12 protein-coding genes are annotated in these 18,783 nt (G+C 49.7%); 6 read left to right on the top strand and 6 right to left on the bottom strand.

Features of this window, described 5'->3' with window-relative positions; genetic code table 11:
• The first annotated feature begins 9 nt into the window (after positions 1-9).
• A complete protein-coding gene (locus SHEWMR4_RS02375) occupies positions 10-897 on the top strand; it encodes a prohibitin family protein (protein ID WP_011621250.1) in 888 nt (295 codons plus the stop codon).
• 106 nt (positions 898-1,003) lie between these two features.
• On the opposite strand, the gene SHEWMR4_RS02370 is transcribed toward SHEWMR4_RS02375, so the two are convergent.
• Together SHEWMR4_RS02370 and zntR are read right to left on the bottom strand one after the other, a co-directional pair.
• Positions 1,004-2,494, bottom strand: a complete 1,491-nt coding sequence (locus SHEWMR4_RS02370) for an SO_0444 family Cu/Zn efflux transporter (protein ID WP_011621249.1) — start codon at positions 2,492-2,494, stop codon at positions 1,004-1,006.
• Between the two features lie 2 nt (positions 2,495-2,496).
• Positions 2,497-2,970: a Zn(2+)-responsive transcriptional regulator gene (zntR, locus tag SHEWMR4_RS02365; RefSeq protein WP_011621248.1), complete on the bottom strand. Its 474-nt coding sequence runs from the start codon at positions 2,968-2,970 to the stop codon at positions 2,497-2,499.
• Between the two features lie 337 nt (positions 2,971-3,307).
• Here zntR and purH point away from each other — a divergent pair, with 337 nt between their 5' ends.
• The 4 genes from purH (at position 3,308) to SHEWMR4_RS02345 (ending at position 10,094) form a co-directional block, all read left to right on the top strand.
• Complete coding sequence (gene purH, locus SHEWMR4_RS02360) at positions 3,308-4,906, top strand: bifunctional phosphoribosylaminoimidazolecarboxamide formyltransferase/IMP cyclohydrolase (protein ID WP_011621247.1); 1,599 nt, start codon at positions 3,308-3,310, stop codon at positions 4,904-4,906.
• Positions 4,907-5,011: 105 nt separating this feature from the next.
• Complete coding sequence (purD, locus tag SHEWMR4_RS02355; RefSeq protein ID WP_011621246.1) at positions 5,012-6,310, top strand: phosphoribosylamine--glycine ligase; 1,299 nt, start codon at positions 5,012-5,014, stop codon at positions 6,308-6,310.
• 181 nt (positions 6,311-6,491) lie between these two features.
• Positions 6,492-9,713, top strand: a complete 3,222-nt coding sequence (locus SHEWMR4_RS02350) for an ImpA family metalloprotease (protein ID WP_011621245.1) — start codon at positions 6,492-6,494, stop codon at positions 9,711-9,713.
• A 156-nt stretch (positions 9,714-9,869) separates the two neighbouring features.
• Positions 9,870-10,094 carry a hypothetical protein gene (locus SHEWMR4_RS02345; protein WP_011621244.1) on the top strand — a complete coding sequence of 75 codons (225 nt, stop codon included), beginning with the start codon at positions 9,870-9,872 and terminating at the stop codon, positions 10,092-10,094.
• 3 nt (positions 10,095-10,097) lie between these two features.
• Here the strand turns inward: SHEWMR4_RS02345 and SHEWMR4_RS02340 are convergent, their stop codons facing one another.
• The 3 genes from SHEWMR4_RS02340 to hemE all read right to left on the bottom strand — a co-directional run bounded on the left by SHEWMR4_RS02340 (position 10,098) and on the right by hemE (position 14,988).
• Positions 10,098-10,901, bottom strand: coding sequence for an SDR family oxidoreductase (locus SHEWMR4_RS02340; protein ID WP_011621243.1), 804 nt, complete (start codon positions 10,899-10,901; stop codon positions 10,098-10,100).
• 75 nt (positions 10,902-10,976) lie between these two features.
• Complete coding sequence (locus tag SHEWMR4_RS02335) at positions 10,977-13,547, bottom strand: putative bifunctional diguanylate cyclase/phosphodiesterase (RefSeq protein ID WP_011621242.1); 2,571 nt, start codon at positions 13,545-13,547, stop codon at positions 10,977-10,979.
• A gap of 376 nt (positions 13,548-13,923) precedes the next feature.
• Positions 13,924-14,988: a uroporphyrinogen decarboxylase gene (gene hemE / locus SHEWMR4_RS02330; protein WP_011621241.1), complete on the bottom strand. Its 1,065-nt coding sequence runs from the start codon at positions 14,986-14,988 to the stop codon at positions 13,924-13,926.
• 459 nt (positions 14,989-15,447) lie between these two features.
• On the opposite strand from hemE, the gene rsd reads away from it, so the two are divergent.
• Complete coding sequence (gene rsd / locus SHEWMR4_RS02325) at positions 15,448-15,933, top strand: sigma D regulator (RefSeq protein ID WP_083757874.1); 486 nt, start codon at positions 15,448-15,450, stop codon at positions 15,931-15,933.
• A gap of 179 nt (positions 15,934-16,112) precedes the next feature.
• On the opposite strand, the gene acnB is transcribed toward rsd, so the two are convergent.
• Positions 16,113-18,710 (bottom strand): bifunctional aconitate hydratase 2/2-methylisocitrate dehydratase, encoded by a 2,598-nt coding sequence (gene acnB / locus SHEWMR4_RS02320; protein ID WP_041408678.1) that lies wholly within the window; start codon positions 18,708-18,710, stop codon positions 16,113-16,115.
• Positions 18,711-18,783 lie beyond the last annotated feature (73 nt).

Raw genomic sequence — 18,783 nt, 5'->3', positions numbered from 1 at the left:
GGAAGCGACATGATAAAAAATGAACTCAACCTGCCAAGCTCCATTGGCCTCTCTAAAATCATCCCCCTGGTGATTTTACTCATTATCTTCATCTCGCTTTTTGGCAGTTGGTACACGGTCGACCAAGGTGAGCGCGGGGTGATTTTGCGTAACGGTAAGATCATCGGCACCGCCGAACCAGGACTGGGTTTTAAAATGCCGCTGTTCGATACAGTAGTGAAGATATCCACTCAAACCCACACCACCAGCTATAGCTCATTGCAAGCCTATAGCCGCGATCAGCAACCCGCGACACTCAATGCCTCAGTCACCTTCAATGTGCCGCCGGATCGTGTCGAAGAGGTCTATGCCAACTTTAAGAGTATCGATGCCATGGTGGCTCGCCTACTCGACCGCCAAGTGCCAACGCAAGTTGAGAACATTTTTGGTAAATACACAGCAATTTCGGTCGTGCAGGAGCGGATCAAATTCGGTATCGATGTGACAAACGCCATCACTCATTCGGTCAAAGGCCCCATCGAAATCACCTCAGTGCAGATTGAAAATATCGATTTCTCTAATGCCTACGAAAAGTCGGTAGAAGACAGAATGCGCGCCGAAGTTGAGGTACAAACCCAGCTGCAAAACCTCGAGAAAGAAAGAGTCAGCGCACAAATCGCCGTGACCCAAGCGCAGGCGGAAGCCGACTCGCAACTCGCCCGCGCTAAGGCCGAGGCCGAGAGTATTAGGATCAAAGGGGATGCAGAGGCGTCTGCCATTAAGAGCCGCGCCGAAGCTCTGGCACAAAATCAAAACCTCGTCGAACTGACCAAGGCAGAGAAATGGGACGGCAAGCTGCCCACCACAGTGCTGCCAACGGGCACCCTGCCCTTTATCGATGCTAAAAAGTCGAACTAATAAACGACTGAGCATCACGCGTCGCTCTGCCGCGTGAGCAGCACCATTAAAGTGTCATAATAAAAAATCCCCAGTCATTGCTGGGGATTTTTAGTTAGCGTTAGCACTATGAGCAGCAGTCGCTACGGCGCAGCCAACTACGGGGGATTTTCTCGAATACCACTTTCGCCATCAGCAATGCGAGCACTATGCCTGAGGTCGCAACTAACCACTCGGGTAACATCTGGTGCTGCTCACCAATCTGTGGCATCACCTCAAAACCAAAGGTGGCGACCAGATAATTCACCAAAGCGCCAGCGACTAAGGCAACCCCCAAGACGCCCCCAAGATAGCCATAGAGCGCGCGCTTACCCAGCTCCTTAGTCACCACGCCTAAAGTCGCGATATTGGTTGCAGGACCTGCCATCATAAATACCAGCACGGCACCAGGGGAGACACCCGCCAGTAGCAAGCCGGCGGCAATCGGCGTCGAAGCCGTGGCGCAGATATACATAGGCACAGACACTAGCACCATTACCAGCATGGCCAGCAATCCATCGCCCCACTTAGCTAAAAAGTCTGCTGGAACATAGGTTTGCACTATGGCTGCGAAGAATAAGCCCACCAGCAACCAGAGTGTAGTGTCACGCACCAGATCCGTCGCCGCATATTTAAGACCTATGCCTACTCGTGCAATCACAGATTCAGACTTAAGCTCGGTCGCCATATCCTGTGTAGATGCGCAGCAGCTCTCGCCTTCGGCTTGATGGCTATCTGCCGTTTTCGCGCTTGAGCTACCACAACAAGCGCCCTTCTTCACTACGACTATTTTTTCAGGCGCAGCGGTTTGAGTACCACAGCATGAACCTGCATTTTCAACCTTGACCGCACTGACTTTAGCCGCATTAACCATACCGACAGTGCCCATACTTGGGCCGCCAGCAGCCATTAGACTTGGCGTAGCCATCGGCGTCATTTTGATTTTCGGCTCGGTTGCTGGCGCTTTCGCGTTATCACTGCCGCAGCAGGAAGATTTAACTGGCGTGATTGCGGGCGCCTTAGTCGATGCGCAGCAGCTTTTTACCGCTTCGGCTTTGAGCACTTTCTCTGCCGACGGGGATTTTGAAGCACAACATGAAGCGACAGGCGCAGTGCTAGCGAATGCCTTGTCTGACTGAGCCTTGTCTAACAGGGCCTCGGCCTTAGCAGCAGGTTTGCCATCGTCATCATCTCGCCCCACTAAAAGGCCCGCAACAATAGCACTAGTGATCGCCGCAATCGGCCGTACTATCGCCATAAAAGGGCCGAGCAAAACGTAAGAAACCGTTACAGAGTCGACCCCAGTTTCAGGGGTGGAAACTAAAAAGGAGGTGGTTGCCGCTTTAGATGCCCCAGAGCGGCGCAGCCCAACGGCCGCGGGGATCACCCCGCAGGAACACAGAGGTAATGGCGCGCCCAATAACGCCGCCTTCACCACGGTTTTAAAGCCATGCCCGCCGAGCTGCTTTTGCATCCAAGCCATGGGCACAAACACTTTGAGTAGGCCCGCCAGAATCAAGCCGAGCAACAGCCAAGGGGCGGAATCTAAAAACAGATCGATAAAATTCTTCAATAACATAGTTAATTCCCTGACTTATCTAGGGTTGTCGCATCTGGAGTTTGGCCGTGGTCGTGCTCCACACGCACTCGCTCTGTACTCGACTCCAGCGCTTCTAAAATCGAGCAATGTTCGGCGCTACGCGGCCCGCCGCAGCAGGCATCCGACAGTTTTTGCAAACTGGTTTGAAAATGCAGTAACTCGGCAATCTTAGTCTGCACCTGAGCCAACTTGACGTCGACCATGCCCTTCACATCGGCACAGGCCCAATTGGATTTATCCAACTCGATTGAAAGCAGCTCGCTAATTTCACTCAAGCTAAAACCTACCGCCTTCGCCCGCAGAATAAAACGCAGCCGCGCGGCATCGGCATCGGTATAGACCCGATAGCCAGAGTCGGTGCGGCTCGAAGGCGAAAGCAGACCGTGCTTCTCATAGAATCTGAGGGTATCGGCCTTAACCTCACATAAATCGGCTAACTCACCAATTCGGTACATAGTGCTATCCTTTGCAGCATCACTGGAATCACCTCAAGCAACACTGACAATCAATATGATGGAGCGAGTATAAACCTTAGAGCCTACTCCAAGGTCAAGGGCTATTTTGAAATTTACACTTGACCCCCAAATCATTCCACTTTGTTCTGATATCAATATTGTGAAATCGCGCAGAAAAAACACCCGTAAATCCCGTTTTACGGTAGAATACGCGCGCCTGACGTTGGGACAAAAAATATAAGTAGGACCAAGGGGCTTTTGGAAAGCAGAATCAGATAGAAGTTGTTCTGTTTTCCGAAAGATCCTTGAAACTAAAATAACTGGACCCTGTACCCAAATGACTGTTGCAAATAATGCCAGACCCATTCGTCGCGCGCTGTTAAGCGTTTCAGATAAAACCGGAATTCTCGAATTCGCCAAAGCATTACACGCCCAAGGCGTTGAACTGCTGTCAACTGGCGGCACCGCTCGCCTGTTAGCGGATAACGGCGTGCCTGTTATCGAAGTATCTGACTATACAGGACACCCTGAGATCATGGATGGTCGCGTTAAAACCCTGCACCCGAAAGTGCATGGCGGCATTTTGGCGCGTCGCGGTCTTGATGAAAATGTCATGGCTGCCAACAACATCAATGCAATCGATCTGGTTGCGGTTAACCTCTACCCTTTTGCCGATACTGTTGCTAAAGCCGGTTGCACCTTAGAAGATGCGATTGAAAACATCGACATCGGTGGCCCGACTATGGTGCGCGCTGCGGCGAAAAACCATAAAGATGTGACTATCGTTGTTAATGCCGCCGATTATGATCGCGTATTAGCCGAAATGGCCGCCAACAATGGCAGCACGACTCACGCGACCCGTTTCGATTTAGCGATTGCCGCCTTCGAACACACTGCCGGTTACGATGGCATGATCGCCAACTATTTCGGCACTATGGTTCCTGCGCATAGCACTGATGAGTGCTTCGAAGATTCTAAGTTCCCACGCACCTTCAACACTCAATTAGTGAAGAAGCAAGATCTGCGTTACGGTGAAAACAGCCACCAAACTGCAGCCTTCTATGTTGACACTAAGATCGACGAAGCCTCAGTCGCAACTGCAGTTCAACTGCAAGGTAAGGCACTGTCTTACAACAACATCGCCGATACCGATGCCGCCCTTGAGTGCGTAAAAGAGTTCAGCGAACCCGCTTGCGTTATCGTTAAACACGCTAACCCATGTGGTGTTGCACTGGGTAAAGATCTGCTCGATGCCTATAACCGCGCCTATCAAACTGACCCAACGTCAGCCTTCGGTGGCATTATCGCCTTCAACGGCGAGTTAGATGCAGCAACCGCTAGCGCTATTGTTGAGCGTCAATTCGTTGAAGTGATTATTGCGCCAGTCGTGAGCCAAGGTGCCCGCGATGTAGTGGCCAAGAAAACCAACGTGCGTCTGTTAGAGTGTGGTCAATGGGATACTAAGACCAAGACCTTAGACTATAAGCGCGTGAACGGTGGTCTGCTGGTACAAGACCGCGACCAAGGCATGGTTGGCTTAGATGACATTAAAGTCGTGACTAAGCGTCAACCGACCGAGAGCGAGCTGAAGGACTTAATGTTCTGCTGGAAAGTGGCTAAGTTCGTTAAATCTAACGCCATTGTTTACGCTAAAGACGGTATGACCATCGGTGTCGGCGCAGGCCAAATGAGCCGCGTCTACAGCGCTAAAATTGCGGGTATCAAGGCGGCCGATGAAGGGTTAGAAGTGGTTAACTCTGTGATGGCGTCCGATGCCTTCTTCCCATTCCGCGACGGTATCGATGCCGCAGCGGCGGCGGGCATCAGCTGCATCATCCAGCCAGGTGGCTCAATGCGCGATGCTGAAATCATCGCCGCAGCCGACGAGCACGGCATGGCCATGGTAATGACGGGCATGCGCCACTTCCGTCACTAATGCCACCTACAGCCAGCACGCCATGTGCTGGCTGTTTCGTTTATCGCACTCTGTAGCGCTAAAAATCTAACCACAAGAATTTAAAACTCAAAGGGATGACTTAACATGAAAGTATTAGTTATTGGTGGCGGCGGCCGCGAACATGCCCTAGCTTGGAAAGCGGCACAATCCCCACAGGTAGAGCTGGTTTATGTTGCTCCGGGTAACGCGGGCACAGCCCTCGAGCCGAAGTTAGAAAACCTCAACATCAGCGCGACGGACATTCCTGCCCTGCTCGATTTTGCGCAAACCAATCAGATCGAACTCACCATCGTTGGCCCGGAAGCGCCGCTGGTATTGGGCGTGGTCGATGCCTTTAACGCTGCGGGTCTACCCATTTTCGGCCCAACCAAAGCGGCAGCACAGTTAGAAGGCTCTAAGGCGTTCACTAAGGACTTCTTAGCACGCCACAATATCCCAACAGCGGGTTATAAAAACTGTACCGAAATCCAAGATGCTAAAGCCTTCGTGCGTGAACTAACGGGCAAGACAGGTTATCCAGTCGTAATCAAGGCCGACGGTTTAGCCGCAGGTAAAGGCGTGATCATCGCCCAAGATCAAGCTGAAGCCGATGCCGCCATCGAAGATATGCTCGCGGGCAACAAGTTTGGCGATGCAGGTTCTCGCGTGGTTATCGAAGAATTCTTAAAAGGTGAAGAAGCCAGCTTTATCGTCATGGTCGATGGTAAAAACATCCTCGCCATGGCGACCAGCCAAGACCATAAAGCCCGTGATAATGCCGACCACGGTCCAAACACTGGCGGCATGGGCGCTTACTCACCAGCGCCCGTGGTCACCCAAAGCGTGCACGATTGGACAATCGCTAACGTTATTCGCCCAACCGTGGATGGCATGGCGGCTGAAGGTAATGTTTACACTGGCTTCCTGTATGCGGGTCTGATGATCGCACCAGACGGCAGCGCCAAAGTACTGGAATACAACTGCCGCTTTGGCGACCCAGAAACCCAACCTATTATGATGCGCCTCAAGTCAGATCTGGTTGAGCTGTGTTTAGCCGCGACCCGTAGTGAGCTGGATAAAGTGACTGCCGAGTACGATGCTCGCGCCGCAGTCGGTGTTGTATTAGCCGCTGGCGGTTACCCAGATGAATACCGCAAGGGCGATGTGATCCAAGGTTTAAGCCTAGGTAATCACGATGCCAAAGTCTTCCACGCGGGAACTGAGATGAAAGACGGCCATGTGGTCACTAACGGCGGCCGCGTACTATGCGCTACAGCCCTAGGACACACTGTGACCGAAGCACAAAAAGCCGCTTATCTGCTGGTTGATGAAATCCACTGGGACGACGTGTATTTCCGTACCGATATCGGCTATCGCGCCATTGCCCGCGAACAACAGGGCTAAGCTTCAATTCATTTAAAAAAACCGGCCATGTGCCGGTTTTTTTATGCCTTAAATTTGACGGACGCCAAATTTAAGTTAATGATTTATATCAACTTTAAGTAATCAAAACCTACTTTCACCCGCATTATTCCTATACAATGCTACGCAAATGTTAACTACCTACAAATGCTAAGGATTCTCCATGGAGATTAGACTCATTTCTGCCGCCATCGCCTTGATACTCGCGGGTTGTGGCGGAGGCTCAGAGGACACGGGTAGCACAACACCCCCGCCGGAGCCGCCAGTCCAACCTCCTGTGGTGACTCAATATACAGCGAGTACCAGTTCAGTCTTGGGTGGTAAGCTCATCCCTAGCAGCCAAAAGGTCGATGCGGGTAAAAGTGCCAGCTTTAGCGTTCAAGCCGACAACGGTTTCGTACTGGATAGCATTAGCGGCTGTGGCGGCGCGCTGACCGCACTGACCTACATCACTGCGACGATAAGCGCAGATTGCACTATCACCCCAAGTTTTATCAGCAATGCTGAAAATGCCATTCGCCATCAAGACCATACCCTTGCCAGCGCTAACGAGCTGATTGATTTCAGCACCACCGAACTGGCGAACATAGAGACCGCCCGCAAGACACAAATCACCGAACTCTATCAAGGTGTGGGTAACAGCATCAGTTGGCATCCGACCCACGATTCCATCACCTTTTCGAGCTTTATGCCGGAAAACACTTTTACCTTACTGCCATCCAATGTTGATGGCAGCGGCGCCAGCGCCGTACGCGGTTTAGTGATGGCGGGTGAACAACAAGGCCAGCGTTATGCCGCCATGGGTGGCAACCTGTTTGCGGTAAATAATTCGGATCAGAGTGATAAGCTGCTGAAAAACCTCATCGGATGGCTAACCAAAGGCGGCGATCAGCAGAATGGCCTGAGTATAGTCACGGCACAGATGCCAAGTCGCGCCGACAGTTGGTATTTTCCCCATAACGAAGGGATCCGCACGTGGCTAAGCAAGTACTACCCCGACCCCCACAGCATCAACGACGCCAATAGCTGTGATTACACCGCCCTTGCCAGCTGTATCGATACCTTAAAACCCGATTTAATCGTTATCAGTGATATTGACCGCGATAACCTAGGTTACGCGGGCATTCAAGCGGCCATCACTAAAGCCAAGGCGGCAGGGATCCCGCTGCTGCTCTCAAACTATCGACGCGAACAAAGCGCTATGCTCTCACCACTCTATCTTGAGATGGGGCTCTCTACTGCAGGAAACTATTGGTCGAAACTCAATGCCAATAATCTGAGTGTGAGCACTATTCTGGCGGAAGATAAGACGCTCGCGGATGTCGAAACCCTGCTGGCAAATTTGCGCGAACAACGCTTCGATACGCAAGTGCTCAATGACTGCGGCGGCAACTATTTAAGCTGTAACGGCAGCGCCTTTGTCGAGGCCTTCAAGGCGGGTGCAGATTGGTATCGCAGCAATGCCGAAACCTTAGATAACAATGATATCGATGCTTTTAACAGCCCTAATTTTAGCTTGATGAAAGCGGGATTACTCCTCGCTGACAAGTATCGCAGTGAAATCGATTATCCCATCGCCTACAGCGAATCCGCCCAGTGGCAGCAAGCCCTGTTTGCCGATTGGACAGTCAGCTATGCCCGCGCCCACAACCTCGCCCAACCTGACTTAGGTGAGTATGTCACCGACAAGACCAATCTAAGTAAGGGTAGCAATGCCCATTACGCTTATCCTGCCACAGTATCGGAGCGTAAGAGCATCACAGTACCTTATTCTGGCCAGTGGACAACAACGGGCTGGTACGCCTTACCCGGGCAGACCATCACACTCAATCGCTTAGATAATACAGAAGCTAATGTCGAAATTAAGCTGAATTATCATAGACGTAATACTAACCGCGCCTATGAGCAAAAGGTTTACCGCGCGCCACTGGAACTTACCCAGCAACGCCTCAAGCTCGCTAAAGGGCAAAGTCTTGAATTCTCAACCCCCTATGGCGGCCCTATTTATCTCTATATCAGTGGTGGCGAAGGTGCGCTCAGTGTCGATGTGCAAGCCAAGAATGTGGCTAAGCACCCCAGCATTATGGATTTCTCTAATCCCGCAGAAATCACGGCCTTTAACGATAAGATCCAAAATACCGAGTTGCCCCATGTGGATCTTCGCACCGATGGCGCCGAGCAGCATTTGCGCCGTGACCGTTTTATGAATGCGATTGGCGGTAAGATCCCGGATGTCAATGCGTTGCTCAAGAGCATTGTCGAGGATCATATCAACAGCGTGTATACCCTCGCTGGGCTGAAAATCCAAGGTAAGAGCTTAAGTGAATCTCTCCCCTCGGATGTGCTTGCAAGCTGTCAGGCACTGTTTGGCGCAGACTGCACCGATGCTAGCCTGCATACCCGCAGCATCATCCAACACGCTAACTATGACCAAAACGCCCACTGCGGCTCGGGTTGTAGCGGTAATCCATGGGATGCGGCTTGGAATATTTCGCCAACGGGTTGGGGAGATAACCACGAACTCGGCCACAATCTGCAAACCAACCGCCTCAATGTGCAATATGCCACTGCCGCCAATCGCGACAATTGGGCTGGTTATGGCAGCCGCGCGGGGGAAAACTCCAACAATATTTTCCCCTATGTGGTGTTGTGGAAGACCCATTATCTGCGCGACGGCAACACGAGCAGCATCACCGATGGTCATATGAATCACAAAGATCTCTTCTATGTGTTTATGTCCGATGCGGCAGGCACCACTGATACCAGTGGCAAACGCGTGGTCTTTGGCGCCAACTGCAAAGTGCTCGATGTGGGCGAAGACAGATACACCGCCCCTTGGGCAAGCAATGCCTACGCGATACACAACGGTTATCGCATGGCGTTTTACATCCAAATGGCGCTAAAAGCCCATGGCATGACGCTTAACGACGGTACCAGCCTAAGCAATGGTTTCAATATCTTTACCCTGCTATATCAGCACAGCCGCATCTTTGGTAAATATGCCAATAGTGCCAGCGACTGGGAGGCTAACCGCAGCAAACTGGGCTTTGAACTCTTCCCATACGAGGGCCATAGCGTTTACGGCGGCAAAACAGTGAGGGATATTCCGGGCAATGACTTTATGCTGGTGTCCCTGAGTAAGCTCACAGGCAAAGATTGGCGCAGCCATTTTGATATGTTGGGCCTGCGTTACTCCAGCCTCGCCGCCGCGCAGGTAGCGGCAAACGCCAGCCAAGGAGCGGTTCCTATGGGCATGTATGAGCTTGAAACCGATTTGCCACCAGCAAACATGAGCCAAGGCTTAAGCTTTATCCCTCTGTCAGTTAGCGATGGCAGCACATTGTGGAAAGGCGTTGGATCTCCCAGTCAATGTGCCAAACCTTAAGTTTCATGAGATTAAGATGCTGATGTTTCAGCATGGATAAACAATAAACCTCGCCGATGCGAGGTTTATTTTTGCTCGAAAGCGTGAACTTAAGCACACTCGTTGTCATTTTGTGGGCGCACTATCTATAGCTCACAATAAAATAAGGGGTTAGGGATGGGTTATTCAATCAAAGATATTATTTATCAAGGTGAAAAGTCTGGCGTGCACAATTGGCAAACCTTATCTGGGCAGAATTTTTACTGGCATCCAGACTGGCTACATATTGCAGAGGATCTCACGGGACACAAAGCTCAGGTTCATATTCAGGCCTATGGCGATAAGGCCACCCAAAGCGAAGCCGAGCAGACCATTGTTAAACACCTTAACAATGGAAAATAACCATTAACGACCCGAGGCAATCGCCTTACGGGCAATTTTATCGATTAAGCCTGGCGCAATCAGCTTTAGCCAGCGCCCGAGTCGGCCGCGTAGCGACGTAATAAGCAGCCGACCTCGGGTCGCTATCACTGGGAGCATCATATTCGCGCACTGCTCGGCGGTGATAATTTTCGCTTCCTGCATTGGGGATGTTCCGAGTGGCTTACCCTCACCGTCGAGTGCACGTTTATGAATCTGTGAAACGACAAAATCGGGACAAATCACAGTCACGGCCACATTATCATCCGTCAGTTCAATCCGCAGCGAATCAAAAAAGCCGATAACAGCATGTTTAGAAGCGGCATAGCCACTGCGTGTCGGCACGCCCGTTAACCCAGCTACCGAGGCAACCACCACCACCTGACCTTGGCTCGACTTTAAATAGGGTAAGGCGGCGTGAGTTAAATACGCTGGCCCTAAGTAGTTGACTCGCATGATATCTTCAAGCACAGACAACTGATTTAACTCATCGAAACGTGACCACATGGTCATGCCCGCATTATTCACTAGAATATCGAGGCGACCATAATGGACAATCGTGGCTTGAATTAAGGCTTCGCATTGGGAGGCGCTACTGACATCGGCGGCAAATACAAAGGGAGTCGGACCATAGTTAGCGATTTCGAGGGCAAGGGATGCCAAACGTGTTTCATTACGGGCACTGAGCACCAGTTGGCAACCCACCCGCGCCATGGCGATGGCCAGCGCACGGCCGATTCCCTCCGAAGCGCCCGTAATAATGACCACTTTACCCGTCAGTCCATCCATAACCATTCCCTTGTTACCAATGTGTTAATTATGTTCCAAGGTAAATTGGCATAACCGTCTTAAAATCGCAATCCTTTATGCGCGTTGTGCTTGCGGTACTGCAAACGGTTCGCAATAACTGGTCAAAGGTTGCGGCCGTCCTATCGCATAACCTTGAGCATAGTTAATACCAATCACCTGTAATCTATCGATAATATCTTGGTTTTCCACAAATTCGGCGACGGTCTCAATCCCCATCACTCGGCACACGTCCTGAATCGATTTGACGATGGCATAATCCTTGGCATTAACCGCAAGGTTTTTCACAAAGCAACCATCAATTTTGACATAGTCCACTGGTAGCTCCCGCAGATAACCATAGGACGCAAAGCCGCTTCCAAAATCATCCAATGCAAAGGAAAACCCGAGTTTACGCAGCTGCCTAAGCATCTCCATGCCGCGGTGGCGATTTTGAATCGCCGTGGTTTCGGTGATTTCAAAGCAAACACACTGGCTCGGAATATCGAAAATATGTTGCTGCTGAGCGATATATTCCACCATGCCTTCGGCGCCTAAGCTATTGCCTGAAAGGTTGATTGAAATACAGTGATCCGGCCAAAGCTGAGGATTTAAGGATAGCCATAAAAAAGCTTTACGTATCACTTCTTTATCGATTTCAGGCATCAACTTAAAGCGCTCAGCAGCGGCAATAAACTGCGCTGGAGCCAAAATACGGCCGCAGGGTTCTTGGATCCTGAGCAGGATTTCCATCCGTTGCCGTTTAGAACTCGCCCCTAAACCGCGGATCGGTTGGTAGTAGAGCAGGAGTTCATTTTCTTCAATCGCTTGCGCGATACGCACCGCCCATTTTGGGGCATTGCGCTGGTAGGTAAGCTCTTTATCTTTATCATCATAAAAATGGATTTGGTTTGTGCCCTTGGCTTTGGCGGCGATACAAGCAATATCCGCATCCTTGAGTAGCTCTAACGCATTGATATAGGGCGCTCGTCCAAAGGCGACACCGATACTCAAACCGACTTTATAGTTACAGTTTTTATCATGCAGCACTTGCAGCGATACCTGAGCGATAATTTGTTTTAGCTGCTGCGCCACAGCCAAGGCAGTGCTGTCGCAAATGACCAAGCCAAATTCATCGCCACCTAAACGGGCTAATAATGCCTGCGGCCCCAGACAGGATTGAATCGCCCGCGCCACCATGGCCAACATGCGGTCGCCAGCGGTATGACCACAACTATCGTTTATCAGCTTAAACTGCTCTAAATCCAGATAACACACGGCTAAGCGCTTAGCCTGACCAGCGAACTGCGGTAACTGCTCTTCAAAGGCTTGCCGATTAAGCAAGCCGGTAATGCCATCGAAGTTGGCGCGTTTTTGTAGCTGACGCTTGAGCAGCTCTTCTTGGGTAATATCTCGCAGCACCACCACAGTGCCGGTAATCTCTTTATCGTGGTTCAACACGTTACTAATGCTGCGTTCGATAATCCGTGGTGTTGCGGTTAATAACTTGATTTTAGCGACTTGAGGCGTAGTCTCACCTAGGCGCATACACTGGAATACCGCTTGATTTAATTGCTCCCCCGCTTTTAATAACGATGCTAGGCTCTGGCCAACGGCATAACAACTGGCAACATCGAGCAAGGACTCGGCCTTGGGATTCATGTAGATCACTTTGGCATCGATATCGGTCAGGATCACCGCCTCGGCAATCGATTCTAGAGTAGTTTTACCGCGTTCTTTCTGCTGATATATGCGAGCAAGTAAGCTGTTTACACGGCTTGCCAGCACTTCTAACTCGGCGTTACCTTCGCCGCTCACAGGCCGATAAACGCTTGCCATAGGATCGACCAATGCCAACTGCTGCATCATGCTCTGAAACGGCTTTAAAAGACCAGTTCGGAGCCAAATGTAGCCCAGCGCAACAATTAATACACCGAGTAAAATAATGCCGACTGAAACCCAATCGAGATCGAGCTTGACCTCCTGCAAGGGATCAGTAGAAAACTGCACCTGCAGATACAATGGCGCGTTATTCAATAAACTCGGGATGGGCACAAAGCTGAGGTAATCTTTAGCAACCGTGGTGTTGCTGCGGCTCATCAACACCTGAGTGACTAATGGTGCTTGGGCATATTCCAATAAATCCTGCGCCGATATCTGCCGCACCAAGAGCACGTATTCCTCGGGCGCGACGGCAACCGCGGTGACGACTAAGCCTGTATCTCCGGCAAGATAAGCCCCTGCAACCTTTGGTTTATTGGCGGCGAGCACCGCATCGGCAATCTCTTGTTGGGTCGATAATGCAAGGCTGGAAGTATTAGCGAGGACACTCTGCAGCTGTCCAGCTTGCAGAATAAACCAATGCAGATTGGCGGACATGGCACTCTCAAGCCATGATGATTCTATCGATTGCAGCAGTTCGCCATCGACTCGAGACAGCGGAGAGGCATAGATTTGGGTGAGAAAACTTAAACGGTCGATATCGATAAGAAACTGCTGTTGAACGTTTGTGAGTTCATGCTGGATATTGTCCTGCCGCAGCAACTCGACCCTATGGTCGAACCAATAGCCAAGACAATAGGACACAAGCACAACCGCTGGTAGACAGAATCCTGCAATAAATACCAATATTTTGTTGCCAATGTGCATCTCTTACCACGGCTTTCGTAATTAAGTTGATTAACGGCTTTCATAGTCCCTTAACGCGTCCTGCAACATATCTCATTTGCAAATAGTATTAAATATCACTTTGCTTTATCCGTTGCTAAAGTAAGCAATAGCATGCATTTAATTGTTTAAAACGCCTTTGATTTAGCGCAGCTATTCGATAAATAAGTTTTTAAAAGTTAGATGTTAATCAATACCCTATGTTCTAAACCCGCTTGTAACCCCCTTTAATGCCTCTGCTTTGTGCTTGGGGAGAAAGGCATAATCCGAGCCGAGTTGACGTTAAGCACACATTGTTTAGCACAGAGTCACAGCATAAAAAAACGGACCTTAAGGTCCGTTTTTTCTTCAGTATCGCTTACTTATGATACTGCTTAGATTGAGCATGAACCGCCTTGATAAAGGCACCCGCATGCTCTGGGTCAACGTGCTGGTGAATACCATGGCCTAAGTTAAACACATGGCCTGTACCTTCACCATAGCCCGCCAGAATTTGAGCCACTTCTTCTTCGATACGTGGAATTGGCGCGTACAGCATAGAAGGATCCATGTTGCCCTGAAGCGCCACTTTGTGGCCGACACGGCGACGGGCATCGGCAATATCGACAGTCCAGTCTAAACCTAAAGCATCACAGCCAGTTTCTGCCATGGCTTCTAACCATAAGCCACCGCCCTTAGTGAATAAGGTCACTGGTACTTGGCGGCCATCGGCAAAACGAGTCAGGCCATCGACAATCTTCTGCATATAACGCAGTGAGAATTCACGGTAAGCCGTGTGCGATAAGGCGCCGCCCCATGAGTCGAAGATCATCAGCGATTGAGCACCGTTAGCAACCTGTGCATTCAGGTACAGAGTCACAGAATCGGCTAACTTGTCGAGTAACATATGCAGCGCCGCTGGCTCTGCGTAGGCCATCTTCTTAATTTTTTCGAAGGTTTTGCTCGAGCCACCTTCAACCATGTAAGTCGCGAGTGTCCAAGGAGAACCAGAGAAACCGATCAATGGCACTTGACCATTCAGTTCACGGCGAATAGTGCTAACCGCTTTCATCACATAACCCAGATCATCTTCTGGATCGGGAACGGCTAATTTTTTGATGGCATCGATAGTGTCTGTTGGGCGCTCAAAACGTGGGCCTTCGCCCGCCTCAAAATACAGACCTAAACCCATCGCATCGGGAACAGTCAGAATATCGGAAAACAGAATTGCTGCATCCAACTCATAACGACGCAGCGGTTGTAGCGTTACTTCACAAGCCAATTCATGGTTTTTACATAAAGACATGAAGTCACCCGCTTGAGCGCGAGTCGCTTTATATTCAGGAAGATAACGGCCAGCTTGACGCATCATCCACACTGGGGTCATATCAACAGGCTGTTTTAGTAGGGCGCGTAAATAACGATCATTCTTTAATTCTGCCATTTGGCTTGATTCCTAGACTTATTGAGATCCGCTGGGTCGGTAGTTTAGCATTTACGCGGATAATGTAACCTTTATGTGCAAATTTATGTGAGCTATTCCCCATCATTGCTGTCCATTTAAGCACTTATCGTCAAAATGCTAGCAAGATAACATACTGTTTATTAATCGAACCCAAAGTCACACTAAGACAGAAAAAAGTTGCGCTGGTTTCCTGCCTTTGGTATAAAAAGTTTGCGCTAGCAAGAACAATCAAGAAGCTCGTCGCATCGAGCCTGCTATATACATTACTCGCCCAACGATAGGTTTCTATCGTTGGGCTTTTTATTTCCGCATTTTTTTATACAAAACAGCTGGTTTGTCCATCTGCTTATTCTCGCAAATCCCGATAAAAAGGGTTGATCCAAGAGCTGTTTCTCCCCTACATTAGAGTCATGTCCTGGCACTTAAATGGAATGCATCATGCTGAGAGAACTCGAAAAAGCAGAACAAAAGTGGGGCGGTTCAAATAAGCTTATAGATCAATGGCTAGAAAATCGTCGTAAACTCTTGGTGCATTACTGCCAGATAGCTGGACTTCCCCCTTACGGGAAAGCCGAAAAATCCCTTCCCTCCTTCGATCATGTGAAATCCTTTTGTGATTTATTAGTCGATTACGTCTCCGAAGGCCATTTCGAAGTCTATGACCAAGTGGTTAATGCCTGTGAAAAATTTGGCGCTACGAGCAAAACCTTAGCCCAGCAAGTGTTGCCGAAGATCACGCCAACCACCAACGCCGCATTAGATTTTAATGATAAGTACGCCGAAGCGCAGGACGACCAAGTGCTGTATCAGCTCGATAAGGATCTTTCCGAACTGGCCCACACCATGGAAACCCGTTTCGAATTAGAAGATAAATTGCTCGAAGTGTTACATAACCAGTATTCAGAGCACGCCCAGCAAGCTTAATTAATGATGAGTGTTGAGTGGCGCTAAGTACGCCTTGAAAGCGCAAAGTGCGAGTCACTCCAGGTTGTGAATTTGCTCTTAACTCGATTACGCAGTCTTAATAAGCAGAATAACAACGGGTAAAATAGAGAAACAAAAAAGCCAGCTTTCGCTGGCTTTTTCATTATCATATCAATCGATTATACAGCTGATTGAAAGATCACTTGTGATGCTTTCTGAGTGTAAGAATCGATCTGATCGAAGTTCAAGTAACGGTAAGTGTCAGCTGCAGTTGCATCTAACTCTTTAGCGTATTCTTGGTATTCTTCAACCGATGGCAGACGACCTAACAGGGCTGCTACTGCCGCTAATTCCGCAGAAGCTAAGTAAACGTTAGCGCCTGTACCTAAACGGTTCGGGAAGTTACGGGTAGAAGTCGATACCACAGTAGAACCTTCAGCCACACGTGCTTGGTTACCCATACACAGTGAACAGCCTGGGATCTCGATACGCGCACCAACGCGACCGAAAATACCGTAGTAACCTTCTTCGGTCAGCTGGTCTTTGTCCATCTTCGTCGGTGGTGCAATCCACAGACGTGTTGGCAGCGTCTTAGCGAACTTGTCTAACATCTTACCGGTCGCACGGAAGTGACCGATGTTAGTCATACAAGAACCCACGAACACTTCGTCAATCTTAGTTTGCGCAACAGATGACAGCAATACTGCATCGTCTGGATCGTTTGGCGCACACAGGATTGGCTCTTTGATCTCGTTCAGATCGATTTCGATCACCGCAGCGTACTCGGCATCGGCGTCTGCGCTCATCAGCTCAGGATTCGCTAACCACTCTTCCATGCCTTTGATACGACGTTCGATAGTACGACGGTCACCGTAACCTTCGGCGATCATCCACTTCAGCATAGTGATGTTCGAGTTCAGGTACTCGATGATTGGCTCTTTGTCTAACTTGATAGTACAACCCGCTGCAGAGCGTTCTGCAGAAGCGTCAGACAGTTCGAATGCCTGTTCTACTTTCAGGGTTTCTAAGCCTTCGATTTCCAGTACGCGGCCAGAGAAGATGTTCACTTTACCTTTCTTCTCAACGGTCAGCAGACCCATTTCAATCGCTTTTAATGGAATCGCGTGTACTAAGTCACGTAGGGTGATGCCAGGTTGCATCTTGCCCTTGAAGCGCACTAATACTGATTCTGGCATGTCCAGAGGCATCACACCGGTCGCGGCAGCGAATGCCACTAAACCAGAACCTGCTGGGAATGAAATCCCGATTGGGAAACGCGTATGTGAGTCACCACCAGTACCAACTGTGTCTGGTAATAACATACGGTTTAACCAAGAGTGGATAACACCGTCACCTGGACGCAGAGACACACCGCCACGGTTCATGATGAAGTCTGGCAGAGTGTGGTGAGTGTTAACGTCAACTGGTTTTGGATAAGCCGCAGTGTGGCAGAATGACTGCATAGTCAAATCGGCACTGAAGCCTAAACAGGCTAAGTCTTTCAGCTCATCACGGGTCATAGGACCTGTAGTATCTTGTGAACCGACAGACGTCATCTTAGGTTCGCAGTATTGGCCTGGACGCACGCCAGCAACACCACAGGCTTTACCAACCATCTTCTGCGCAAGGGTGTAACCTTTGCCAGAATCAGCGATATCCTGTGGACGTACGAATACTTCAGAAGCAGGTAAACCTAATACTGCGCGAGCTTTGTCAGTTAAACCACGACCGATGATCAGTGGAATACGGCCACCCGCACGCACTTCGTCTAACAATACGTCGGTTTTCAGGCTGAACTCAGAAATGACTTCCTCTGTGCCATGACGCTTAACAACACCAGCGTATGGATAAATGTCGATTACATCGCCCATTTCCATTTTGCTGACGTCAAGTTCGATTGGCAGCGCGCCCGCATCTTCCATAGTGTTGAAGAAAATCGGAGCAATCTTGCCACCTAAGCAGAAACCACCAGCACGTTTGTTAGGTACGAATGGGATATCATCGCCCATGAACCACAGTACTGAGTTAGTCGCTGACTTACGTGATGAGCCTGTACCTACAACGTCACCCACGTAAACTAATGGGAAACCTTTGGTTTTCAGTTCTTCTAATTTCTTGATTGGACCTACGCTGCCTGGTACATCTGGCTCGATACCATCACGCGCGTTTTTCAGCATAGCTAAGGCGTGCAACGGGATATCTGGACGTGACCAAGCATCAGGAGCCGGTGACAGGTCGTCGGTGTTGGTTTCACCTGAGACTTTGAATACTGTCAGAGTCACTTTGTCCGCTAATTTTGGACGGCTTAAGTACCAGTCTGCATTTGCCCAAGCTTCAACCACTTGTTTAGCATAGGCGTTACCCGCTTCCATTTTCTCAACCACATCGTGGAAAGAATCAAACATCAGCAGAGTGTGAGACAGTGCTTTAACGGCTAATGGTGCCAGAGCTGGATTATCTAACTGAGCGATCAGCGGCTCGATGTTATAGCCACCTTGCATGGTGCCTAATAACTCAGTCGCACGTTCGGCAGACAGGATAGGTGAAGTTGCAGTGCCTTTAGCAACCGCATCTAAGAAAGCGGCTTTTACGTAAGCAGCTTCGTCAACACCGGGGGGAATTCGATTTTCTAGCAGGTCAAGAATAACGGCTTCTTCACCAGCGGGGGGATTTTGAACCAATTTAACCAGTTCAGCCACTTGATGTGCATCTAATGGCTTAGGGACTACGCCCTCTGCAGCACGTTCTGCGACGTGTTTACGATATGCTTCTAGCACGGCAACATTCCTCTTTGTTTGGCGCTCTAACAACGAAACTGCACGTCTTCTCAATTGAAGCTGACAGTCCGAC

Origin of the sequence: Shewanella sp. MR-4 (assembly GCF_000014685.1) — a bacterium.
Classification (GTDB): domain Bacteria; phylum Pseudomonadota; class Gammaproteobacteria; order Enterobacterales; family Shewanellaceae; genus Shewanella.
Note: the sequence above shows the minus strand (reverse complement) of the source record. Positions and strands in the feature narration are given on the sequence as shown.